22 protein-coding genes are annotated in these 23,823 nt (G+C 58.0%); 15 read left to right on the top strand and 7 right to left on the bottom strand.

From position 1 onward, the window contains the following. Positions 1–165: 165 nt before the first annotated feature. From AVCG78_RS06470 to AVCG78_RS06435, 8 genes are all read left to right on the top strand, one after another. On the top strand, positions 166–2,091 hold the full coding sequence (locus tag AVCG78_RS06470; protein ID WP_071206659.1) for an acid phosphatase: 1,926 nt from the start codon (positions 166–168) through the stop codon (positions 2,089–2,091). A 220-nt stretch (positions 2,092–2,311) separates the two neighbouring features. Further along, on the top strand, positions 2,312–2,923 hold the full coding sequence (locus AVCG78_RS06465) for a PilZ domain-containing protein (protein WP_015915994.1): 612 nt from the start codon (positions 2,312–2,314) through the stop codon (positions 2,921–2,923). 619 nt (positions 2,924–3,542) lie between these two features. Next, positions 3,543–4,157: a transglutaminase-like cysteine peptidase gene (locus AVCG78_RS06460; RefSeq protein WP_071206660.1), complete on the top strand. Its 615-nt coding sequence runs from the start codon at positions 3,543–3,545 to the stop codon at positions 4,155–4,157. Between the two features lie 287 nt (positions 4,158–4,444). Further along, entirely contained in the window at positions 4,445–5,200 is a 756-nt protein-coding gene (locus AVCG78_RS06455; protein ID WP_071206661.1) for a hypothetical protein, read from the top strand. Between the two features lie 279 nt (positions 5,201–5,479). After that, the gene (locus AVCG78_RS06450) at positions 5,480–6,904 is read left to right on the top strand and encodes a D-alanyl-D-alanine carboxypeptidase (protein WP_234617888.1); all 1,425 of its coding nucleotides are present in this window, start codon (positions 5,480–5,482) and stop codon (positions 6,902–6,904) included. Positions 6,905–6,994: 90 nt separating this feature from the next. Then, on the top strand, positions 6,995–7,282 hold the full coding sequence (locus AVCG78_RS06445) for a hypothetical protein (protein WP_015915990.1): 288 nt from the start codon (positions 6,995–6,997) through the stop codon (positions 7,280–7,282). A 182-nt stretch (positions 7,283–7,464) separates the two neighbouring features. After that, entirely contained in the window at positions 7,465–7,833 is a 369-nt protein-coding gene (locus tag AVCG78_RS06440) for a hypothetical protein (protein WP_015915989.1), read from the top strand. A gap of 118 nt (positions 7,834–7,951) precedes the next feature. Further along, the gene (locus AVCG78_RS06435; protein WP_071206662.1) at positions 7,952–8,497 is read left to right on the top strand and encodes a gamma carbonic anhydrase family protein; all 546 of its coding nucleotides are present in this window, start codon (positions 7,952–7,954) and stop codon (positions 8,495–8,497) included. Between the two features lie 93 nt (positions 8,498–8,590). On the opposite strand, the gene AVCG78_RS06430 is transcribed toward AVCG78_RS06435, so the two are convergent. From AVCG78_RS06430 to AVCG78_RS06420, 3 genes are read right to left on the bottom strand one after another with little or no spacing between them, the layout of a single operon-like run. Further along, complete coding sequence (locus tag AVCG78_RS06430; RefSeq protein ID WP_070150816.1) at positions 8,591–8,989, bottom strand: Fur family transcriptional regulator; 399 nt, start codon at positions 8,987–8,989, stop codon at positions 8,591–8,593. A 7-nt stretch (positions 8,990–8,996) separates the two neighbouring features. Continuing rightward, positions 8,997–9,809, bottom strand: a complete 813-nt coding sequence (gene znuB / locus AVCG78_RS06425) for a zinc ABC transporter permease subunit ZnuB (protein WP_071585116.1) — start codon at positions 9,807–9,809, stop codon at positions 8,997–8,999. Beyond that, complete coding sequence (locus AVCG78_RS06420; protein WP_071585233.1) at positions 9,799–10,713, bottom strand: ATP-binding cassette domain-containing protein; 915 nt, start codon at positions 10,711–10,713, stop codon at positions 9,799–9,801. Before AVCG78_RS06420 ends, znuB begins: the two co-directional genes overlap by 11 nt. A 185-nt stretch (positions 10,714–10,898) precedes the next feature. On the opposite strand from AVCG78_RS06420, the gene znuA reads away from it, so the two are divergent. Further along, positions 10,899–11,831 (top strand): zinc ABC transporter substrate-binding protein ZnuA, encoded by a 933-nt coding sequence (znuA, locus tag AVCG78_RS06415; protein WP_139191566.1) that lies wholly within the window; start codon positions 10,899–10,901, stop codon positions 11,829–11,831. 84 nt (positions 11,832–11,915) lie between these two features. After that, positions 11,916–13,130, top strand: a complete 1,215-nt coding sequence (gene zigA, locus AVCG78_RS06410; RefSeq protein ID WP_071585115.1) for a zinc metallochaperone GTPase ZigA — start codon at positions 11,916–11,918, stop codon at positions 13,128–13,130. Positions 13,131–13,142: 12 nt separating this feature from the next. Here the strand turns inward: zigA and AVCG78_RS06405 are convergent, their stop codons facing one another. Further along, on the bottom strand, positions 13,143–14,291 hold the full coding sequence (locus tag AVCG78_RS06405; RefSeq protein ID WP_071206666.1) for an ROK family transcriptional regulator: 1,149 nt from the start codon (positions 14,289–14,291) through the stop codon (positions 13,143–13,145). A 138-nt stretch (positions 14,292–14,429) separates the two neighbouring features. Between AVCG78_RS06405 and AVCG78_RS06400 the strand changes: the two genes are divergently transcribed. From AVCG78_RS06400 to AVCG78_RS06380, 5 genes are read left to right on the top strand one after another with little or no spacing between them, the layout of a single operon-like run. Continuing rightward, a complete protein-coding gene (locus AVCG78_RS06400; protein WP_071585114.1) occupies positions 14,430–15,659 on the top strand; it encodes an extracellular solute-binding protein in 1,230 nt (409 codons plus the stop codon). A 33-nt stretch (positions 15,660–15,692) separates the two neighbouring features. Further along, positions 15,693–16,733, top strand: a complete 1,041-nt coding sequence (locus AVCG78_RS06395) for an ABC transporter ATP-binding protein (RefSeq protein WP_071206668.1) — start codon at positions 15,693–15,695, stop codon at positions 16,731–16,733. Continuing rightward, a complete protein-coding gene (locus AVCG78_RS06390) occupies positions 16,733–17,587 on the top strand; it encodes an ABC transporter permease (RefSeq protein ID WP_071206669.1) in 855 nt (284 codons plus the stop codon). Before AVCG78_RS06395 ends, AVCG78_RS06390 begins: the two co-directional genes overlap by 1 nt. After that, complete coding sequence (locus AVCG78_RS06385; RefSeq protein WP_071585113.1) at positions 17,587–18,450, top strand: ABC transporter permease; 864 nt, start codon at positions 17,587–17,589, stop codon at positions 18,448–18,450. Before AVCG78_RS06390 ends, AVCG78_RS06385 begins: the two co-directional genes overlap by 1 nt. A 35-nt stretch (positions 18,451–18,485) precedes the next feature. Next, positions 18,486–19,367 carry a glycerophosphodiester phosphodiesterase family protein gene (locus AVCG78_RS06380; protein ID WP_071206671.1) on the top strand — a complete coding sequence of 294 codons (882 nt, stop codon included), beginning with the start codon at positions 18,486–18,488 and terminating at the stop codon, positions 19,365–19,367. Between the two features lie 69 nt (positions 19,368–19,436). Here AVCG78_RS06380 and AVCG78_RS06375 read toward each other — a convergent pair whose 3' ends face one another. The 3 genes from AVCG78_RS06375 to glmS all read right to left on the bottom strand — a co-directional run bounded on the left by AVCG78_RS06375 (position 19,437) and on the right by glmS (position 23,720). Further along, the gene (locus AVCG78_RS06375; RefSeq protein WP_139191560.1) at positions 19,437–20,912 is read right to left on the bottom strand and encodes an esterase-like activity of phytase family protein; all 1,476 of its coding nucleotides are present in this window, start codon (positions 20,910–20,912) and stop codon (positions 19,437–19,439) included. Between the two features lie 157 nt (positions 20,913–21,069). Further along, the gene (locus tag AVCG78_RS06370; protein ID WP_015915975.1) at positions 21,070–21,777 is read right to left on the bottom strand and encodes a DUF502 domain-containing protein; all 708 of its coding nucleotides are present in this window, start codon (positions 21,775–21,777) and stop codon (positions 21,070–21,072) included. Positions 21,778–21,893: 116 nt separating this feature from the next. Next, positions 21,894–23,720, bottom strand: a complete 1,827-nt coding sequence (glmS, locus tag AVCG78_RS06365; RefSeq protein WP_071206673.1) for a glutamine--fructose-6-phosphate transaminase (isomerizing) — start codon at positions 23,718–23,720, stop codon at positions 21,894–21,896. Positions 23,721–23,823 lie beyond the last annotated feature (103 nt).

Raw genomic sequence — 23,823 nt, 5'->3', positions numbered from 1 at the left:
TTCAGTCCACTAAACCGACGATTGACACGGGAAATTCACAGCTATTAATCTACCACCTTGACGAATAACATCCGCCGCTGCGCGCCTCTACTGAAGCGCAGAGAAACTCGGTAAAACCGCATCTCGTTATTGCAGGGCTTCCAAGCCTCAAGAGAAAGGCCATCCATGAAAAAACTCTCTTCAATCGCCGCTTTCGCGGCTGTCCTTTCACTTGCAACAGCGCTGACGCCAGCCTTGGCAGATGGCCTCACCCTGCCCCCAGTTCCAGCCGGTGTCGGCCATGCCGATAGCGCGCCGCCACCGGCAGGCGTTATGGCCTATGTGGATACCGGCGCCACCAACCAGCGCGGCGATGCCTGCCATGCGACACCACAAACCAATGCTGGCGTGCGGGTTCTGTCCGGTTTCCTGGAGCTTTGGACCCCTCGCACACCCTTTGTCGATGCCGATCAGGAAGCAGCGGCCAAGGATGGCTGCCCGGCGATTGCCAAATCGGACTGGAGCGGCATTCCCGGCAGCCCGACCGATGGCGTCAAGAAGCTCCCGCAATTACATGAGCAGAATCTCGCCTATTCCATCAAGGTCACCGGCGAACATACGCCGGAACGCGATCTGGCCGCCTATCTCGATGACCGGCGTGGCAAGAATGTCAGCATTACCGATGGTCTTGGTCCCCTGGCCGATGCCTGGCGCCAGGGCGTGCGGCAAACAACGACCATCACCGGCATGCCTGCTGACGCGACCACCGTCAAATATGACGACAAGGGCAATAATCGCGGTGTCGGCTCCAAGGACAATACCGATCTCGGCAAGGCCGTCGATCTTATCGAGGCGGGCAGCGCCGATGGTTCGACTGAGCCTGCCAAGCGCTATTACAAATATGCCCGTCCCTACCGCGCTAGCGACAAGGTGCGGATCGTGCCGCAACTGGAACTGGCCAAGAACGACAAACCGGCCTCCGATGGCGGGTTCCCCTCCGGCCATACCGCCGAAGGCTGGCGCGATGCGCTGGTGATGGCCTATCTGGTGCCGCAGCGCTATCAGGAAATGTTGACCCGCGCCGCCATGCTGGGCGAAAACCGCATTCGCGCTGGCATGCACCAAACCTTCGACGTGCTGGGCGGGCGGGTGTTGGCCACCGCCATCGTCGCCTACAATCTAAACCGGCCAGACTATACGCCGCTGCGCGGCGAAGCCTATCAGCAGAGCCAGACATGGCTGATGAAGCAAACCGGTGCAAAAGACGGCCAAGCGCTGCTGGCGGCAGCCCATGCCCTGCCGAAATCGACGGACGCCTATGCCGATTACGCCTGGAACAAGCAATTTTTCGAACCACGCCTGACCTATGGCTATAAGCAGATCGGCGATCCATCCTTGGCGCCCAGCGTGCCCAAGGGTGCCGAAGTGCTGCTGGAAACCCGCCTGCCCTATCTTAGTGCCGATCAGCGCCGGGTCGTCTTGAAAACCACGGAAATTGCCTCCGGCTATCCAATCATCAATGATCCGGAAGGCTGGGGTCGTCTCGACCTGTTCCGGGCCGCCGATGGTTATGGTGCGTTCGACGGTGATGTTACCCTTATTATGGATGGTACCAAAGGCGGCTTTAACGCCGACGACACCTGGAAAAACCCGATTTCAGGCAAAGGCAAGCTGACCAAGCAGGGCAGCGGCACACTGACGCTGTCAGCCAACAACAGCTGGACTGGCGGCACGGTGATCGAGGACGGTCGCCTTGTTGCGCAATCACCGACTGCCTTTGGCAAGGGCGATGTGTATCTTGCTGGCGGCACGATGGACATTGCCTCCGCGCCTCTGACCGTGACCGGCACCCTGACGCTGCGCAAGGATGCGACCCTGGAAATTACCTCCACCAAAGCCACGAAAGCGCCAAGCCTTGTGGTCAACAAGACGCTGTTCATCGACGGTGGAAAACTGGTGGTCAAACATGACGGTCAATGGAAAGCCGGACAGACCATAAAGTTGATCACTGCCACCAGGATTGCTGGAAAATTCGGCGCTATCGAAGTTGATGGCCATAAGGTCAAGGCGGTTTACGGTAAGAAAACCATCTCCCTGCGCATCGAAGGATAAGCCCAATAGCCGGTAGCCTGTCAGGTTCGGATAGAACCAGGCAGGCTACCGTTTCCTTTGTTTTCGCTTGTCTTTTCGAGAAGACCGTTTCATTTCTCTCAGGTCCTATCTTTAGCTTCAGCCCCTGAAGATCTGTGGACAGATCGGTGAAGAGCAAAACACTCTGTTAACGCATAGCGCCTAATATTTCAGGCGACTCAAAGCGTTGAAGAATCGTTGCATGTATTCCTATAACCAGGCTCCCAATAGCGGTTCAGCACGCCCCCCGGTTCAGCGGGCGTTTCAGCGCGTCTCCGTGAGTCTTGAGGGTCGGCTGATGGTGCCGAGCGAGGATGAATATGTCTGCCTGACGGTGGATATGTCACCGGGCGACGTCCGGGTGATCTGCGCTGCCCGCCCCGTGCCAGGCGAAAGGATCATTGCCTATATCGACCATATCGGCCGCATCGAAGGCACCGTGATCAAGACCACCGATGATGGCTTTGTCATCAGCATTGTTGCAACGGAGCGCAAACGCGAAAAGCTTGCTGCTCAATTGACCTGGATTGCCAACAAGCACGAACTGGGCCTGCCGGAAGACCGCCGTCATGACCGACTGACACCAAAGCAACCGCGCACCGAACTGGTCTTTGATGACGGACGCAAATATAGCTGCCGGATCATGGACCTGTCCCTTTCCGGTGCGGCGATCGATATCGATATTCGCCCACCGCTTGGCACTGCGGTACGCCTGGGCAGCATGCGTGGCCGCGTCGTGCGCCACTTCTTGGAAGGCGTTGCCATCGAGTTCACCACCCTGCAATCCCGCGAGGCCCTGACAGAGTTTCTGTAGGACCCATCAGGTTCATATTGAACCAGACTGCCGCTTGATAGTCGCTATCTTTTCGCGAAATCGGGATTCGCTTCGCCCCGGCAGTTTCGAGCATGCGCAGAGGATTTCGTCCTCGGCCCTCTGTTGCCTTCCAAATCTCCCGTGTCATCTCGCTTATCCAGCCAAGGCGAAAACCTCTGTGTATTTTTCGGCCTGATGCTAGATCCCAATCCCGTTCATCCATCATTCACCAAAACCCATGCATTTTTGGAGTAATTCGAGTATTCCCTGCGGTTTTTTGGCGATAAATCCCTTTTTGGGTCCACTCGACATCCACCTCCACTTAAACTCGTGGGACAATGATGCGTTCTTTCGGCACAACACGCCACACTTTTCCCGGCGTGCCTTTCTGTTTTTTTTCAATATTTTTCAGATAGATAACAATCCTGTTTACGATGCAGGCATCGTCATTCGCACCCGCCCGCCTTGTCAATTCCCATAGAAAACAGGAGTAAATTGCCTAAAATTTTATTTTAATTTTATACTTATTTTCTTCGATTTTGTACTTATTTCTACCTTCCAATTTTGCCAGACGGCAAAGTATCACTGTCATTGTACTCCCATAACGGGGAGACACCCAATGACGAACAAGAAGACGACAACAGGTTTCGCCATCATCGCCGCTATCGTGGCCTTCGCCAGCGCACAAGCGGCTTTTGCCGGCCAGCCTTCGATGAAAATCAATGGCAGAGCCAGCCAGCCGATAGGCCATTACGAGTTCTGCCAGCGTTACGCCAGCGAATGCCGTCCCTCCGGCAGCGACAGAGGTCCGCAACAGCTGACGCCCGCGCTCTGGCAAGACATTCTTGCCGTGAACTACACCGTCAACACCACGATCAAGCCGGAAACCGATATGGATCTTTACGGTGTCGAGGAATGGTGGGAATACCCAACCGTTGCCGGCGACTGCGAAGATTACGCCCTGCTCAAGCGCCGTCAGTTGATTGCGAAAGGCGTAGACGAATCCAACCTGCTGATAACAGTGGTGCTGCAACCGAATGGCGACGGCCATGCCGTGCTGACCGTCCGCACCGATCGCGGTGATTTCATCCTCGACAACATGCGCAACAAAGTACTGCTCTGGTCGGATACGGAATATACGTTCCTGAAACGCCAGTCCTCCGACAATCCGGGTCAATGGATGAAGATCCAGGATGGGCGCGCGCCAACGGTTGCCGCCCTTCCGAAAAACTGACCGCCAAGGCGAGGACGCGACCGCATCCACGACGTCTGGCAGATATTGGCCCCGGTCGTCCCCGCATCTCCGTCCGACCAAGGCCAAGAGCCGGTTCCGCTGCCACGGAGCCGGCTCACTTTTTTGGAAATTTGCGGACGGGCGCAAGGGCACCATTAACGTGCCATTAACCATGCCCTGACCATGCTTCTACGCGCGACTCGGGTCCCGTCTTTCAGGTTGTTGGCCAGTGCCTCACCCATGATGACGTGGAACGGTTGCGCAGCCAAGAGAAGGCCAGTCAAAGCATGGACCACGCCGTCAAGTTACCCACAACCAACATGGAAAAGCCCCTGATTTCCACCAGGGCGCTGACGGTTTGCTTTGTGGGTCTCGCCCTTCTCCTGGTCTTTTCCCTGGCGCTGTTTCTAGGCAGTGACTGGATTGGCCGGGCGCTGACAAGTGATCGGCGCAGCGAGAGCACGACACCGCGGGCGATCACCATTGGCCTTGATCATTTGCGCATTGAAGACAACGCCATAAGGTTCCAACGCCAGCGCCAGGATGGCGCCCTAGCCCGCGTGGATTTGGCCCTGACATGGCCGGAAATGCGCGGCTACAGCCAGGCAGACCGACTGCGTTTCGATGATATCAGCCAATCGAACGATTTGATTTTCCTCCAGATTTCCCAGAGCACCATGTCACGCGACATGTCCGGCCGGATCGAGCCGATCTACAAGCAATTGTTCGAAGGAGCGCCGCAGCCAGGCCCCTTTGGCCTGACCGGCCACCGCTTTCGCGCGGGCAGCGGCTATGACGGCGAAATTCTCTATACGGCACCACGGCCGGGTCGCCCGGACTTCGCCATCCGCTGCCTTTCCCCCGATCAAGCCGGGCTGCAACAGGACGGCCCCGCCGTCGACACCTGCCAGCGCGACCTGAACGCCGGTCACGATCTCAGTGTGCTTTACCGGTTCTCGCGCCAGAAATTGGCCGACTGGCGGCAAATTGATACCGCCGTCGAAGCATTCGTCGCTTCCCGACTGACCGTGTCGAGTGAGTAGATCCGAACCTTGTCCAGACTTGGCGCAGATTTTTATGGGCATCGGCAAAATTTTAGAAAAATGCAGCAGGGACCGGCAACCTGTTGTTCATCATAAACCACTTGGTAACGCTGTGGTGTTAGCGTCAGGAAATATGTCGCTGGGGGGCGGCCAAAGCAAGAATTCATACGCATAGCACCAGACCGGGCATGTTGCCCCGACCCTATGCGTGATCAGGGCTGGAATTCAGGAAAGAGTGCAGTGGTGAATATGCGAGTTGCTAGCCTCCTTGGTCGAAACATGATTGTTCGGCCTGTCATGCGTGTCTCTCTCACCGTGGCTCTGGTCTGTGCCACGTTGGTGGCTCCGGCTCCCGAGGCTGCTGCTGCATCGCGCTATGCCGACATTGTCGTGGATGTGAATAACGGCAAGGTTTTGCGCGCCACCGATGCTGACAGCCTGCGTTATCCGGCATCGCTCACCAAGATGATGACCCTGTATCTGGTTTTCGAAGCGCTGGAGAAAGGCCGGATCCGGTTGAATTCCTCTGTTCCCGTGTCGGCCCATGCTGCCTCCGAGCCACCATCCAAGCTTGGCCTTAGGCCCGGCGGCAGCTTTACCGTAGAGCAAGGCATTCAGGCCCTCGTCACCCGCTCCGCCAATGACGCGGCCACTGCGTTCGGCGAATATCTCGGCGGCTCCGAAGCTCGTTTTGCCCAGATGATGACATCCAAGGCACGCGCACTTGGCATGTCCCGCACCACCTATCGCAATGCGAATGGCCTGCCAAACTCCGGCCAGATGACCACGGCCCGCGATCAGGCGCGGCTGGGCATGGCGCTAAGACAGCATTTTCCGCAATATTACGCTTACTTTTCCACCCGCAGCTTCACCTATGGTCGCCAGGTGATCGGCAATCACAATCGTCTCATCGGCTCGGTGCGCGGCGTGGACGGGATCAAGACCGGCTTTACCAATGCCTCCGGCTTCAACCTCGTCACCTCGCTGCAGATCGATGGTAAATCCGTGGTTGGCGTGGTGCTGGGCGGTGCCTCAGGTGCCGCGCGCGACAACCAGATGCGGAAGCTGATGGCAACCTATGTACCGGAAGCCTCCCGTCGTGGTGGCGCAAGTCCGCTTATTGCCCGCCAAAGCACCGTGCCGGAGCCGATGGCGCCTGTTGCCCGCGAAACCGCCGTTGCACCCCAATTGCCGCAATCCGGTGTGCCCGTACCCGGCGGACGCTACGACACAGGTAGCCTAAGCGAAACAGCTTATGCCGGTGGAGGAGGCGCCAATGATGCGGTTGCCGCCCTTGCGAAGCAAGCGGAGGCAAGCCAGGCCCTGGAAACAGAATCGGCTCCCATGCCGCAGACCCGCAAAAGTGCGTCGCGCCACTCCAAGTCATCTGGCCCCAAGCCGCCAGCCGATGTCGACAACACAGTCACGTTCTCCACCAAGGCCCCAACTGCGGCACCTTCGGGCTGGACCGTCCAGATCGGTGTTTCGGATAGCCAGGAAGCGGCGATGGACCTGCTGAAAAGCGCCCGTGCCAAGAGCGGTATTTCCCTCAAGGGTGCGCGGCCTTTCGCCATGGCCTATGGCGAAGGAGCATCTCAGGTCTATCGCGCCCGGTTTGTCGGCTTCGATGATCAGAAGTCTGCGGTCAATGCCTGCAATCGCTTGAAAAAGGCAGGCGTCAGCTGCTGGGCCGCAATGCAGTAATCACTCTGTCTTACCGAGGCTTCAGCATATGTATCTATGCAGGTCTCGGTCAGTTCACCTCGAAATGTAATGCGTACGAGGATGTAATCCATGGCAAGCAATGAAAACCACCGGAATGCGGGCCAGACCGAAGACCACCATAGCGCAGACGAGCAGGCGCTTCGCTTCAATCCCCGCGCCAGCCTCAATCCACTGCATGAGGCGGCGATGCGGCTGGCAGACGGCATCAACAAGCCACGCGCAAGAACGAAGGAATTGATGAGCCTATTGCTCTGCCACGGTGCCCGCGCCTGGCGCTATTCTCAGCCGGAAGCGAATATTCACCTTCATGTGGCCCCCCATTCAAGGCGGCTGCCGTTGAAGCTGCGGCTGCGGTAAAACCACAAGCCTTGAGTCAACGAGTTTGAGCAGACCACATGTCCGCTGTCTCAGCGAACATGACGAAGAATTAATCCAATCTCACTCGCTGGTGAATTGGATTTGAACGGATTAAGCGCGAGGATCTCCTTCACCGGCTAACGAGTTTTTCTCGCCGGTTTTGTTCCTGGAGGAGTGAACCCATGTCTCGTATTGCCAACTCTCGCACTGCCATGTCTCGCATTGCCAAAATTTCTCTTGCCGCCGTTCTCGCAACCGCCGCCATGACTGGAATCAGCCATGCAGCCATGTCTGCCGCTGACAGGGCGCTGGCAACAGATCACAATCCCCGCTTCATGATCAGCACGCCGGATGAGATCGAAAAGCATGACACATTTCAGGACTTTCTCGGATCTCTGACGCCAACCAGCCCTGAGGCTCGCGAAGTCCAGGCCGCCATTCGCGAAAACCCGGTTCTGCGCAGGCAATTGCTGTCACAAAATGTTGAGCTCAAAAATGTGATTTACGCTGACGAAGCATCCGATGGCAGCTTCGTGCTGTATGTCCGCTGACATATCCACAGTGATAGGGGCCGGACATGCACGCCCGGTCCCAACGGGTTCAAAGCCCTTGCTTTTCTAAGGCTTATCCCGAAAGATCGGTGGCAGATCGATAAAAGGACCTGCCACCATGCCACTTTACGCCCTCGGGGATCTGAAACCGCACCTGCCTTCCGCCGACCGTTACTGGGTCGCGCCCAATGCGCAGGTCATCGGCAATGTGATCATCGGTGAGGATGTCGGCATTTGGTTCGGTGCTGTGCTGCGAGGCGATAATGAGCCGATCACCATCGGCGCAGGCTCCAATGTGCAGGAAAACGTCACCATTCACACCGATATGGGCTTTCCGACGACCATCGGCCAAGGCTGCACAATCGGCCATAATGCCATCATTCACGGCTGCACTCTGGGCAACAACACGCTGGTGGGCATGGGAGCGACCGTGCTGAACGGTGCCAGGATCGGCAATAACTGCCTTATCGGTGCCAATGCGCTGATTACCGAGGGCAAGGAATTTCCCGACAACTCCCTGATTGTCGGCTCACCGGCCCGCGCGATACGCACTCTTGATGACAAGGCCGTGGAAGGCCTGAAGCGCTCCGCGCAAAACTACATCGCCAACTGGCAACGGTTTGCTAGAGACTGTCAGGTTCATATTGAACCAGACAGTCTCTAGATTCCTTTGTTTTCGTTTGTCATATCGGGAAAACCGGTTTCCACTTTTCCCTGACAAACTCTAGTGAACTGAAACCGCTCTGAAGGCGTGATTTCAGACGAGGCACTCTGCGCAGACGCCGCGAATTTCGATGGTGGTTTTCTCGGCCTTGAAGCCTTGGCCCTTCGACCAGTCTCCCAGCCGATGGTCAATCGAGTGATCGTGAAACTCCTTGACCTGCCCGCATTTGCTACAGATCGCGAATGCCACGGTTCCGTGGTCGCAGCAATCATGCTGGAGGTGGGAGCAGACGACAAAGGCGTTGAGGCTTTCCAGCCGGTGGACAAGGCCGAATTCCAGCAGCTTTTCGAGCGCCCGGTAGACCTGTAGCGGCGCACGAAAGCCGCTGTCGCGCAGCTTGTCGAGGATCGTATAGGCCGAAAGCGGCCCTTCTGCTTTTTCAAGCGCTTGAAATACCAGGGACTGATTGCGGGTCAATTGCGGTGTGGACATCGGACGATCATCCTTTCTTCACGGCAGCCGTTGAAAAACGGCGTATCGGCAGCAAGCTGAGAACAAACAGGACAAGGGCGGCCACCACGATGGACGGGCCGGAAGGCGTGTCATAGGTCAGTGACCCGAACAGGCCGCCAACCACGGCAACCGCGCCGATGACAGATGCCAGAACCGCCATGATTTCCGGCGTCATGGAAAACCGCCGGGCGGTGGCGGCCGGAATGATCAGCAGCGCGGTGATCAGCAGAATGCCGACAACTTTCATGGCAATGGCAATCACCACGGCCATCAGCAGCATGAAGATCAGCCTGGCCCGCGCTGGCTTCAAGCCTTCCGCCTCAGCGACATCCTCGTTGACGGTGGCCGCCAGCAGGGGCCGCCACAATAGGCAAAGGCACAGGATGACGCCAAGCCCGCCAATCCAGACGGTGGCGATATCCTGCGGCGTCACGGCCAGAATATCCCCGAATAAATAAGCCATCAGATCGACCCGCACCCAGGTCATGAAGGCCACCAGAACAAGGCCGATCGCCAGTGTCGCGTGGCTGAGAATACCCAGCAGCGCATCGGCGGAAAGCCCGCGCCGGTTCTGCAATAACAACAGCAGCAGTGATACAATCGCCGCGACCAGAAACACACTCAGCGTCAGATTGACCGAAAACAACAGCGACAGCGCCACGCCCAGCAGCGAGGAATGCGCCATCGTATCGCCGAAATAGGCCATGCGCCGCCAGATGACGAAACAGCCGAGCGGCCCAACCGTCAGCGCCAACCCGACACCCGCCAGCAATGCCCGAACGAAGAAATCATCCATCATGACGATCACCCCTCCCCGAAGTCACCGACGGCCCTTCGCCGTGGTGGTGATGATTATGATGGTTCTCTTCAAGCTCAAGCGAATCCTCATGATGATGCTCCGCACCCCGACCATGGTGATGGCCGTCATCAGGATGGCAGTGATCGGTGACCGATCCATCCAGATGCTGAACCCGGCCATCCGGCAGATGGGTGTGATCATGGCGGTGATTGTAGACCGCTAGCGTGCGCGCCGCAGCAGCCCCGAACAGCCGCTGATATTCCGGGCTTTGGCTGACGACATCCGGCGTGCCACGGCAGCAGACATGGCCATTCAGGCAAACGACGATATCAGTCTCTGCCATCACCATATGCAGATCATGGGAAATCAACAGCACGCCACAACCGGTCTTGCGCCTGATATCGGCGATCAATTCGTAAAGGGCGATTTCACCGGCAAAGTCTACGCCCTGCACCGGCTCATCCAGCACCAGCAGGTCCGGCTTGCGGGCCAGAGCGCGGGCCAGAAGCGCCCGCTGAAACTCGCCACCGGACAGATGCTGGACTTCGGCGCGCAGCAGATGGGCAATGCCGACAGAATCCAAGGCAGCCTCGATCTCCGCCTTGGACAGCTTTACAGTCAGGGTCATCAGCCGATCAACCGTAAGCGGCATGGTCCAGTCGATGCTCAATTTTTGCGGCACATAACCAACCGTAAACGGCCGCTCGCGCACCACCTCACCCTCATCGGGCTTCAGCACGCCAAGCGCCATTTTCGCTGTCGTCGATTTACCCGATCCGTTTGGACCGATCAGGGTGACAAGTTCGCCTTTGCGGATCGAAAGCTCAACGCCGCGCACCAGCCAGCGCCCGCCGCGCCTGATGCCGGCATTGCGCAGTGTCACCAATGGCTTTTCACCCAGCACCTTCAACACGGATACCGAAACTCCACAGATTGAGTGTTGCAACCGGCTATGACACACGTTATAGCGTTACGCAATCAATGTAATAACATTACATACCCCATACAAGGAACCGTCCTTGCTTTGGCTTATATAAATTGGAGACCGCCTTGCCTGTGAAGACAATGCCCCTGCTCAGCCTTATCCCCATGCTTCTGCTTGCCCCTGGCATGGCTGCCGCCGCCCCTGATGTGGTTGCCTCGATCAAGCCGGTCAATTCCATCGTCGCCGCGATCATGAAGGGTGCTGGCACGCCGCATCTTCTGGTGGAAGGCGCAGGCTCCCCGCATGATTATAGCCTGAAGCCCTCCAAGGCCAAAGCGCTGCAACAGGCTGACCTGATATTCTGGGTTGGACCAGGGTTGGAAACCTTTCTCGACAAGCCGTTGGATGCGCTGGCAGGCAAGGCCAAAGTGGTGGCGCTGGCCGAGGCCAAGGGCGTGGAACTGTTGCCCCTGCGCGAAGGTGGACCATTCGAGGCCCATGACGATGGCGATGCGCACGAAGCCGGGCATGGACATGACCACGATAAAGACCACGGGCATAGCCATGACGACGAGCATGGCACCCATGACATGCATATCTGGCTCGACCCTGATAATGCCAAGGCCATGGCCGCAACCATAGCCGAAACCTTGAGCACTGCGGACAAGGCCAATGCCCCACTTTATGCGGAAAATTTGACCCGCTTCCAAGCGCAGGTCGATGCCATGGACAAGCAGATTGCCACCATGCTGGCCCCGGTCAAGGACAAGCCTTTCATCGTCTTTCATGACGCCTATCAATATTTTGAGCGCCGCTACCATGTGACGGTTGCCGGTTCCGTCACCGTCAGCCCGGAAAAAGCCCCCGGTGCCGAACGGGTGTCGGCGCTCCACGCCAAGATCAAATCTCTGGATGCCGCCTGCATTTTCGCAGAGCCGCAATTTACGCCGAAATTGATCAAGGTGGTGTCTGAAGGCAGCAATGCCCGCACCGGCACGCTCGACCCGCTTGGCACAGGGCTGGCAGATGGCCCTGACCTCTATCCCGCCCTGATGACGGACCTGGCAACCGCCATGGCCACCTGCCTGAAGGGCTGACAGACGCAACAACCAAAAAGGCGAGCGCCCTGCTCGCCTTTTTCAGAACCATCAATGTAATGTTATTACATTAAGGAGTTGAAGATGGACAACAAGCTTCCCGTGACTGTGCTGTCCGGCTTTCTCGGTGCCGGTAAAACCACGGTTCTCAATCATCTTCTTGGCAACCGGGCTGGGCTGAAGGTCGCGGTGATCGTCAATGACATGAGCGAGGTCAATATCGATGCCGCCCTGGTACGCGATGGCGGAGCCAATCTATCGCGCACCGACGAGCAATTGGTGGAAATGAGCAATGGCTGCATCTGCTGCACCCTGCGCGAAGACCTGCTGACGGAAGTGCGGCAACTGGCCGATTCTGGCCGGTTCGATTATCTGCTGATCGAAGCGACCGGCATTGCCGAGCCACTGCCGATTGCCAGCACGTTTGAGTTTCGTGACGAAGACGGCAACAGCCTCTCCGACATCGCCCGGCTGGATACGATGGTTACGGTGGTCGATGCCGCCAACCTGTTGCGTGATTACAGTTCCAGCGATTTCCTCTCCGACCGGGGCGAAACGGCGGGCGAAGATGATAACCGCACGCTCGTTGACCTTCTGGTCGAACAGATCGAGTTTGCCGACGTGGTCGTCCTCAACAAGGCCGAAACCGCCGGCTCTGCCCGGCTGGATGCAGCCCGCAAGATCATCGTCGGCCTCAACCCGGATGCGCGGATCATTGAGACCGATTTCGGCCAAATCGAACCGAAGGACGTGCTGGGAACCGGGCGGTTCGACCTTGGCCGGGCGGAAACCCATCCACTGTGGTTCAAGGAATTGCACGGCTTCAAGGACCATGTGCCTGAAACCGAAGAATATGGCATTCGCAGCTTTGTCTATCGCGCCCGCCGTCCACTCGATCCTCAGAGGTTTCAGGACTTTATCGATAGCGACTGGCCGGGCGTAATCCGCGCCAAGGGCTTTTTCTGGCTGGCCACCCGGCCCCATCATGTTGGAGAACTGAGCCAGGCCGGACCGCTGGTGCGCACCGGGCGCATGGGCCTGTGGTGGGCCTCCGTACCCAAACAGCAATGGCCGCAGGACAAGGGCTTTCTCAATGCCATGAAACCCTATCTCGACCCGGTCTGGGGTGATCGACGCCAGGAACTCGTGTTTATCGGTTCTGATCCCATGGATGAAGCCGAAATCAGCGCCCGGCTGGACGCCTGTCTGGTGCCTGCGGATCGCTTCACGCCCGGTGCTTGGCGCGACATGCAGGACCCGTTCCCCAACTGGGCACCGCCGCAATTTGCCGAGGCTTGAGCCTGCTTCGGTCTAAATGAAATACCGCATCTTGAGCGGCAGAAGTGCGGCACCAATGACTGCGGCATCACCCTTCACTTCACTAAGCACCAGTCGGGCCTCCTTTGGCCCGACACCATAACGATGAACCCGCTGCGAGGGCATCGGGCATCTTTCGATCATCATCGCGCCCAGCGCTGGCGGCAATTGGCCGCCGAAAACGATGGCCTGCGGATCGATCACGGCGATCAATACCGCCACCAAGCGTTCGACCTGTGGCATGGTTGCTTCCAGCCACGCTTCCACGCCTGGCCAACCTGGGTCGAATGTCCGGTAAAGGGTATCGACGGAATCAATCTCGATGCCGTGGTCTTGAAGGCTCCGAAGCAAATATTGCAGGGCTGGACGCCGAGGTGCCTCGGTCGGGTCGTAAATCCCCGACAATTCAGCGGCATTGCCATGGAATCCGTAAAACGGCTGACCATTGAGGATCAACCCGCCACCGAAGCCATAGTTGAACGACAGATAGGCAAAGGTCTGGCACCATCGCCCAACGCCTTGCAAGCTTTCGCCGATAGCGCCTGTGGTCGCATTGTTCTCCTGCCAGACGGGAAGCTGAAACGTCTGTTCAAGGATCGGGCGAAGATCCATCAGCGACCAGTCCTGCAAGGGTTCCGGCGCATTGAATATCCGGTCATCGGCAACGGAAAAACCCGACATGGCAAAACCCAGCCCCAGCAGCCGGTCGCGCGGCAGATTATGGGCCTCAAGCATCTCGTCCAAGGTCCCTGACAAGGCAGCAAGGGTGGCCTCACGGCTGAGCGGCAGGAGATTGAGTTTCTTCTGGGCAATCACGCCGCAGCTGAAATCAGCAAGGCAGATAATCGCCGAATCGGTGTTGATCGATATGCCCAGCGACGCCACGGATTCCACCGCAAGTTCGATGGTCGGGCTTGGCTGGCCGCGTGCGCCCTTCAGCGGCGCGCCGGTGCGCAGCAAACCGCGCTCGATCAGCCCCTCAATCAACCGATGCACCGATTGCTGCGTCAGGTTGGTATGGGTGGTGATCACTGAGCGGGCAATGGGTCCGTGGCGGCGGACGATGTCCAGAATCAGGCGTTCGTTCTCGCTGGCAAGCGGGTTTCTGTCAAAACGAGAGGGCTGTTTATCTTGGGTCGTCATGGTTGAACATCTATCCGGCGTCTCGCGGTCAGGCAATCGCAACTCGCCTGCGGGACCAAATTTCGTGGCCTGTCACAAATATTACACTCAAAGTGTATTATTAGACCTGCAATTGATCCAGCTCTGATGGAGACCCCAATGCAGATGAAATTCCTGGCCATCGCGGCGCTGACGCTCGCGGCTTCCGTCGCCCCGTGTTTGAGCGCCGAAACCAATATGAAAAATCTTGATTTCGATCTCTCCAAGGTCACAAGGGAGAATTTTTACGACATCGTCGTTCCCGCCGCCAAAGCCGAGGGAACGGTGACTATGTATAATTTTGCCGGTAGCTTCGCTGACACCTGGAAAAACCTGACCGACAGTTTCACCGCCAAGTACGGCATCAAGGTCGTCTATAGCGACGTCAACGGCGATCAGGCCAACCAGCAGCTGATCGCGGTCCAGGCATCGGGGCAGGATGCGCCAGTCGATGCCTATTTCGCTGGCGGCGGCAGCTATCCGCTGCTCTCGGCCAAAGGTGTCATCGGTAAGATTCCACTGACGCAAATCCTGCCGAACATGGCAACCTATGATCCGGTCCTGGCGCAGACATTGTTCGGACGCCAGCATGGCGGCACTTTTCCGCTCGTGCATCTCAACCAGACGGCAATCGGCTATGACAGCGCCTTCGTCAAACCGAATGAGGTTCCCAAGAGTTTTGACGAACTGTTGGCCTGGGCAGAAAGCCATCCCAAGCGCCTGGGCGTCACTTTGCCAGCCAAGGGCGGATCGGGTGGAGGTTTCATCTATTCCGTGGCGCTCAATTATCTGACTGGCGATTGCCGCACAGCCCTGACCGACTACAGCAAAACGCTTCAACAAGCCGAAGACTGGGCAATGACCTCCGAATGCCTGACGCCTGTCTGGGACTATTACCGCCGCCTGCTGAAGGCTGCGGAACTGACCAATGGCAATGCCGATACGCTGAACCTGATCAACAACCAACAGCTCTATATGGGGACGGTCTGGGAAGATCAGGTGATGAGCTTTCTCGGCAACAAGCAATTGCCCGAAACCTTCCGTCTGACTCTGCTGGAAAAGGGACAGGTCGGCTCTGGCGACGCGATGTTCGTCCCCGCAAATGCCAAGCATGTCGCCGCCGCCCTGCTGCTGATCGATATGGCGATGAGCAAGGAATTCCAGACCTTCAAGCTGGAAACCAAGGCATCGCGTTCGCCGCGCACCGATATCACCAACGATCTGATCCCGGCTGCCCTCCAGGATCATGTTCTGCCGAAAAGTGTCTATCCCCGCCTGTCGGTGTCAGCTTTCTGGGACATGTCAACCGCCCTTGCCGAAGCGCTCGATGAAAAAGTCCTGAACCAGTAATCCCAGTCGATTCCGACGAAGAGGGACAGAGAGATGAGTGAGCTAGACATCAACGACATCACCAAGGACTTCGGGTCAGCCCGCGTCCTCCATCCGGTTTCGCTTACCGTCGAAAAGGGTGAGTTCGTCACCATTCTCGGTCCCTCCGGCTGCGGAAAATCGACGCTGCTGCGCATCCTGATGGGGATCAGCGAGGCATCCGGCGGGGACATCCGGCTGGCGGGCAAGCGGATTGATGGACTTGCCCCCGAAGCCCGCGATATCGCCATGGTGTTCCAGTCCTATGCGCTGTTTCCGCATATGTCGGTCGCCAAAAACCTTGGCTTTGGCCTGAAGATGAAGAATGTGCCAAAGGACGAGCGGGCGCGGCGCATCGCCCATGTGCTGGAGATCTGCAATCTCGGCGCGTTGGTTGATCGTATGCCCCGGCAATTGTCCGGCGGCCAGCAGCAGCGCGTGGCGCTGGCCCGCGCCATCGTCATGCAGCCAAGTCTTTTGCTGTTTGATGAACCGCTGTCTAATCTCGATGCCAAGCTACGTGACAGCCTGCGCCACGAGCTGGTCGAACTGCATCGCCGCATCGGCGCGACAAGCCTTTACGTCACCCATGACCAGGCCGAGGCCATGGCGATGTCCGACCGGATCGTGGTGATGAATGGCGGACAGGTTGTCGAAATCGGCACGCCGCTTGAGCTGTACCGGTCGCCAAAAGCGGCCTTTACAGCCAGCTTCCTCGGCCAGACCAATCTTCTCTCCGTCAAGGCGTCCGGCATGGATGCGCTGCTCCCCTGGGGTCAGAACGTGGTGCTGGACCGTCCCGCTGCCGGACCTATGCAGATTTCGGTCCGCCCGGAAAATATCGGTATCGAGCGCGACGAAAACGGATCGGCAACCGTCACCTCCGTCTCCTTCATGGGTGCTAATATCCTCTACACCGCCGATATCGGCGCGGTCAGGATCAAGATCAGCCAGTCAGGCGGCGCGATACCGATAGAGATGGGCAACCGGGTTTCACTGGCTTTCCACGATGCCGTGCATCTGCTCGAAGACCAGCCGTCGATGGAGGCCGCCTAATGCCATCACTGCTTCGCCGCCGCTCGATCCAACTCCTGATATTGCTCCTGCCGGGGGTCGGCTATCTGCTGTTCTTCTTCGGCCTGCCGCTGCTGTCGGCGCTGGTCGGCAGCTTCCGGCTGGAAGATGGCAGTTTTACACTGAGCTGGTATCAGCGGATCTTCACCCGGCCCTCCATGCAGCGCGGCCTGTCCATCTCAATCTATTACGGCGTCATGCCGGTTCTGGTGTCGCTGGCGCTCTCCGTGCCGCTGGCGCTTCTGCTGCGCAAAAGTTTTATCGGGCGCAAGCTGTTCAGCGGCCTTTACAAGCTACCGATGGCCGTTCCGAGCATTATCGTCGGGCTGATGATTATCGTCGTCTTCGAGCGTGGCGGCTTTTTCGACCGCCTGCTGGGCCCACTCGGCTTTACCCTGCCAAAACTGGTCCGCGACGACCTGGGTGCTGGCGTCATCATCGCCAATTCCTGGAAGCAGATCCCGTTCATGACGCTGATCATTACCAGCGCCTTTGCCGCCATTCCCGAGGATATCCGCTTTGCCGCCCGCACGCTTGGCGCATCCCGGCTTCGGACATTCTTGGCTGTAGACGTGCCGCTTGCCATGCCGGGCATTACCGCCGCCATTCTCCTGACCTTCATCGGCTCGATGGGCTCCTATGCCATTCCCGATATCGTCGGCCCACCGACGGCGCGGCCACTTTCTGTCCTGATGGTTCAGGAATTCAAACAGGGACGGTTCGAGCAGGTCTATGCGATGGGCATGGTGCTCAGCCTGTTCGCTGTCATCGTTCTCCTGACCTATTATGCCCTGACCAGCCGGATCGGTGCTGGCAATGCGCGAGGGAATGCGTGATGGCTGTTCTTGAGCTCCATACCCCTGTTGCAGCAAGACGCCGCATGTTCCGGCCCGAAGACCGCCTGCTGGTTTCCATCGGCCTGTTTGGTACGCTGGCCCTTGCCATCGCCCTGCCGCTTGCCCTGATGTTCGTCTGGAGCATTGCCGATGGCTGGCAGCCGCCGCATGTGCTGCCGCAAGTCTATACGATCAGCCGCTGGGCCAGCGTGCTCAGCGATCAGGGCCTGATCCAGGCCATGATCACCAGCCTCGCCATCGCCTTCACGGTCACATTCGCAACGGCACTTATCGCCTTGCCGACTGCCTGGGCCATGGCCCGTTTTCCTTTCCGGCTGAAACGGCTGGTGGAAATCTTCATTCTCGCGCCAGTCATCATTCCCGGTCTGGTGGTCGCGGTCGGCATTGGCCAGGTGTTTCTGGCGCTGGGCCTTGCCTATTCGGTGGCTGGCGTCATCATCGTCCAGATCGTCGGCACCCTGCCACTGATGATCCGGCTGATGACCGCAACGCTTGAGACCATTCCCGACGAATTGATCCATGCGGCCCGCTCGCTGGGTGCCGGAACAGTTGGCATTGTCGCACATATCATCCTGCCGCTGGCCGTGCCCGGGCTGCTGGCGGGCGGGTTGATATCGTTCATTGGCAGTTTCGAGGAATTCGACAAATCCTTCATCGTCGGCGCGCCTGTGGTCCAGACCCTGCCGATCAAGCTTTACATGTATCTCGACCCCTATTCGATGCAGCTACCGCTGGCCGCCATCGTTTCCTTCATCCTGCTTTTGCCAGCCCTCATCGTCTTCATCATCGCCGGTCGCATCCTGCGCGACGACCTGATGGCGGCAGGCATGGGCAAGATCTGATTTCTCACAAACCGTAACAGCCGAAAGTCCAAACCATGCCTGTCCAGACGTCCACGCTCGCACACCAATCCTTGGCCGCCCGTCCCTGCTCAATTGCCGAAATGGCATCGCGCACCAATCCCACCATTCTCACCATCGCCCATCGCGGCCTGTGGAAAAGCACGGCGGAAAACTCGCTGGCCTCGATCCGGGCAGCAATTGCCCAAGGTGTGGATATGGTGGAAATCGATACCCAGGCCAGTGCCGATGGCCATCTCGTAGTTATTCACGACGCAACCCTGGATCGGACAACGACCGGCAGCGGCACGGTCAGCGAATTGCCATTCGATGTCATCCATCGGGCAAAGTTGCGCAGCGGCGCGGGCGGCCCGGAGGCTGATATAACGGAGGAATGCGTTCCGACACTGGAGGAAATTCTTGAAGAGGCTCGCGGTCGGATTACCGTCAATATCGACACGAAGTTCACCCGTGATCTACCGCAGGTGATGGAAACAGTGCTGCGGATGAACATTGCCGATCAGGTTCTGGTCAAGACCGACATCGATCCAGACGCAGACCATTTCGCCATTGTCGATGCCGACTGGTTTGGAAAAATCCCGCATATGCCGATGTTCCCCGTCCGTCAGAGCCGGTTTGCCGAAGACCTGCGCCGCATCGAGAGCCTCAAGGCACCAATGATCGAAGTGAAATTCACGGATCTCGCCGATATCGCCCATGCTCGCGCCGAACTGGAGCGCCAGAACATCCGCGTCTGGATCAACACGCTCGACGTCTCGCATTGCCTCGATTTCAACGACACCCGCGCCCTTTCCGATCCGGATGGTGTCTGGACCGCGCTGGTAGAGGCAGGCGTCGGCGCCATCCAGACCGACGAGGTCGATGCATTCAAGGCTTGGCTGCACGCCAGACAGGCGTAGTCATAAACGGAAACGCCGTGCATTCCTTCGGATGCACGGCGTTTATTAGCGAGTAATCTTGATTGATAATTACTTAGCAGTCATGCCCGGCAGTGTCACGCGGAACACCTGGAACATGGTATCAACATCGGCACCACCTTCGGCCTTGTAAGCCGCGCCGACCTGATAGCCATCCTGGGTCAGGAAGTCGTTGTCATTGGCGACAAACAGGAAATAGTCGTCCGGAGCGGCTGGATCGAGGGCCGATGCGACCGACATCGCCTCCCATTTTTCGGAGAGATTGTTGGCATCGTTCGGTGCGCCATTGTGCAGGCCGAAGCGGGCGAGGTCCTTGTTGTCGTTGATGTCGATAAAGGGTGTGACCGCTGCCACCTTGACGGAGGCATCCACCACGCCCTTCGGGGCAACAGGCTTAGCATCATCGAATTCGCTATTGGCAATGTCAGTGGCCGCTGACAGATCGACCAGATCAATCTTGCGGTAGACCGATGTGTCGTTCTTCATGCCCTGCCCGCTATTGCTGTCACGGGCCAGCATCAGGAAGGTCTTGTCCGACAAGGCCAGGATTTCGCTCTGGGCGGCCACGGCGACCTTGCCCTTGTTGTCGAAGGTCGGCAACGGCACGACATATTCATGCACCAGCTTCAGATGATCCATATCGGCTGCATCATAAACCAGGGCGCGGGTATTCATCCGGGTGGAGCTGCTATCGCCTCCATCCTGACGGGTCGCAGTTTGCAAAAGCGCGATCAGGAACTTGCCATCGGGCGTCAGCGACATGCCTTCGAGGCCCTGGTTGTTCTGGCGGCCGGTATCAGGGTCCTTCGGGTCCGGCTTTTTGCCGCCTTCACCGACATTGTTAGACGAGAAGTTCAGCTCACCCTTGCGCATCGGCAGAAGGGCTTTCGGCGGCTGGGTGGCGGAAATCAATTTTCCCATTGCCGAGAAATGATAGATATAGGGGCCATATTCGTCGCTGATCATCATCGAGCCGTCCTTCAACAGGACCACGGCTTCCGGATCGAGCGAGATCTTGCCGGTGGTTGCTTGCGGCAAGGCTGGCAATGTCTTGGTCGCAGCGCGAACACCCGATTCCGGGTCCAGGCCTGTCAGGCTCTTGCCCTCGCCATCCGTCAACAGGATCGTATCGGCAAGCTTTGCGTCAAAGCCCTTCTGCTGCTTATCGGCTGGCAGAGTGGTTCCTGCCGGTGCTGGCGCCAGGGTAAAATCAATCTTGTTGATACGGGTGTTGTAATCCGTCGTGCCTTCGACATTGTAGCCACGATCCGGCAGGAGCCAAAGCGAACCGGAATAGGTCTCGCCCTGCTTTTTCCATTGGGTCAGATCGACTGCCATGCCGGAGCCGGAGCCGAAAGTTTCCTTGAACTTGTCGCGCTCGTTGGCCGGAATGCGGCCGATTGCGACAAGGCCCTTGTTGGCGATCGTCACTCCATTGGCGCTGACCGTTCCTTCCGCCAGAACGAAACCAGCCGAAGAGACCAGAACAGTTGCAGCCAGAAGCAATGCCTTGCGTGAAAATACCATGATCCCGATCCTTTGCATCAACCGGGGCAGCGCTCAGCCTTGATGGGATACGGCATATCTGTCTGCCGTATCACTGCTCCCCCATCAGGGCCATTAGAAGCTTCCCGTGACAGGATCGTGACAAGATCATACAGCAAACGGGCATTCTGACGAAAGCCTAGAGCCCCGTTTTTCCCGTTGCGACATCCACGACGGGCGGCATGGCAATCGTGCCGGAAGCCGGTTTCCATGCGGGCATGACCAATCCCCCGGAAATCAGCAGCTTGGCGCCTTCTTCCGGCGTCATATCCAGCAATTTCAGGCGGCTGCGGGGAACGAACATCAGGAAGCCAGCCGTAGGCACCGGGGTCGGCGGCATGAAGACAGCAATCATCTCCTCGCCCTCCTCGTTCAGCCGGGCAGCGATTTCGCCGGTCACTTCGGTGGCGATAAACACCATGGCCCAGGTGCCGGGAGCCGGGAACTCGATCAGCCCGACCTTCTTGAAGGAACTGGACTGTTCCTTCAGCACCGTTTCAAAAATCTGCTTCAGGCTTTTATAGAGGGTGCGGACCAGCGGCATCCGGTTGAGGATCGACTCCCCGAAATTGACGACAGATCGCCCGACGAGATTGCGCCCCAGAAAGCCGATCATGGTGATGCCGACCACCGCAATCACCAGGCCGGTGCCGGGAATGGCGATATTGAAGTAATATTCCGGATTGTAGCGCTGCGGAATATAGGGCGTGACCCAGCTATCCGCCCAATCGATGAAGGTAAAGGTCAGCCAGACGGTGATCGCCAAGGGCGCACAGATGATCATGCCGGTCAGGAAATTGGTCCTTAGCCGGCTGGCAAAAGAAATTCGTTCTGGTTTATCCGACATATGACCCGATTTTTAATGAAATGGCCTGCTTCGCCGCATAAACGCACACCGAAGCAGTCTGGTCAAACTGTGCGGCACCTTGCCCGCCAAGGCAAGGTGTGCAGTGCATAAATCGATCACTCAACCGTGACGGATTTCGCCAGATTGCGCGGCTGATCGACATCCGTGCCCATGAACACCGCCGTATGATAGGCGAGTAACTGGATTGGCAGTGAAAACACCATGGGCGCGATGATTTCCGCCACATCGGGCAGAACGATGGTCGCCATGGTTTCAAGCTTGGAGGATGCCGCGCCCTTGTCATCGGTGATGAAAATGATCCTGCCGCCGCGCGCCGCCACTTCCTGCATGTTGGAGACGGTCTTTTCAAAGAACCGGTCATGCGGAGCGATGACGATGACCGGCATGTTTTCATCGATCAGCGCAATCGGGCCATGCTTCAGCTCGCCTGCGGCATAGCCCTCAGCATGAATATAGGAAATCTCCTTGAGCTTCAGCGCCCCTTCCAAGGCCAGCGGATAGCTGGTGCCGCGACCGAGATAGAGCACGTCCTTGAATTTCGACAGGTCCCGCGACAGGCTTTCCATCTGCGGCTGGATCAGGTTGACCACCCGGCTCATGATGCGCGGCAGTTCGGACAGATGCCGCACCATCTCCTTTTCTTCTTGGTTGCCGATCAGGCCACGCGCCTTCCCGGCGGCAATCGCCAGCGAAGCCATGACGGCGAGCTGGCAGGTGAAAGCCTTGGTGGAGGCAACGCCGATCTCCGGCCCGGCCAAAATTGGAAAGACCGCATCGGCCTCGCGGGCAATGGTCGATTCCTGCACATTGACGACAGCGCCGATTTTCAGCCCTGCCTCCTTGCAATAGCGCAGCGAGGCCAGCGTATCGGCAGTTTCACCCGATTGCGAAATGAACAGCGCCGCCTGATCCGGCGACAGCGGCATTTCCCGGTAACGGAATTCGGATGCGACATCGATTTCGACAGGCAGGCGGGCATAGCGCTCAAACCAGTATTTGCCGATCAGACCCGCCAGATAGGCCGTCCCGCAGGCCGAAATCGCCAGCCCGCGCAGGCGCGCAAAATCCAGGCCGATCACATCGCTCTTCACCGTATGGGCAGCCAGATCGACATAATGCGCCAGCGCATGGGAGATCACCTCCGGCTGTTCATAGATTTCCTTCTCCATGAAATGGCGATGATTGCCCTTATCGACCAGATAGGCGCTGCCCTGGGAGACCTGCTTGATACGCTTGACCGGCTTGCCAGCGAAATCCATGATCTGGGCACTGCGATGGCCAATCACAGCGAAATCCCCATCGACTAGATAGGTGATCTGGTTGGTGAAAGGCGACAGGGCGATGGCGTCGGAGCCCAGGAACATTTCACCTTTGCCATGGCCGATGGCCAGCGGCGGGCCGAACCGGGCGGCGAAAAGCTGGGTCGGATCATCGGCAAACATCACCACCAGTGCATAGGCACCGGTAATCCGGTTCAGCATCGCCAGCATCGCGGCCTTATGATCCATTCCTTGACGGCGGGAACGAGCAAGAAGCTGGGCGACAACTTCTGTGTCGGTCTGGCTGGTGAACGTAGCGCCGTCAGCGACAAGCTCGTCGCGCAGCTCGGAAAAATTCTCGATAATGCCGTTGTGAACGACCGCGACGCCTTCGACGAAATGCGGATGGGCATTGGCTTCATTTGGCACGCCATGCGTGGCCCAGCGGGTATGGGCAATGCCGATTGTGCCTGGAAGCGGCTGTTGCGCAAGCTTGGTTTCCAGATTGAACAGCTTGCCCTCGGCGCGGCGGCGATCCATCACGCCATGGTCGAGCGTCGCAACGCCTGCCGAATCATACCCCCGGTATTCCAGCCGCTTCAGGGCGTCCACCAAGCGTTCCGAAACCGGCCGGTCACCGACAATTCCGACAATACCGCACATGCAATTCTCCTTCTCGCGCTTACGCGAGGCCAGTCCTACCAATTCCAGAGGATTTCTCAATTCCAGGGATGGTCAATTTGGATATCGTGACGTTACGAAAATA

The sequence above is a fragment of the Gillisella vitis genome (assembly GCF_021559775.1).
Taxonomy (GTDB): domain Bacteria; phylum Pseudomonadota; class Alphaproteobacteria; order Rhizobiales; family Rhizobiaceae; genus Allorhizobium; species Allorhizobium ampelinum.
Note: the sequence above shows the minus strand (reverse complement) of the source record. Positions and strands in the feature narration are given on the sequence as shown.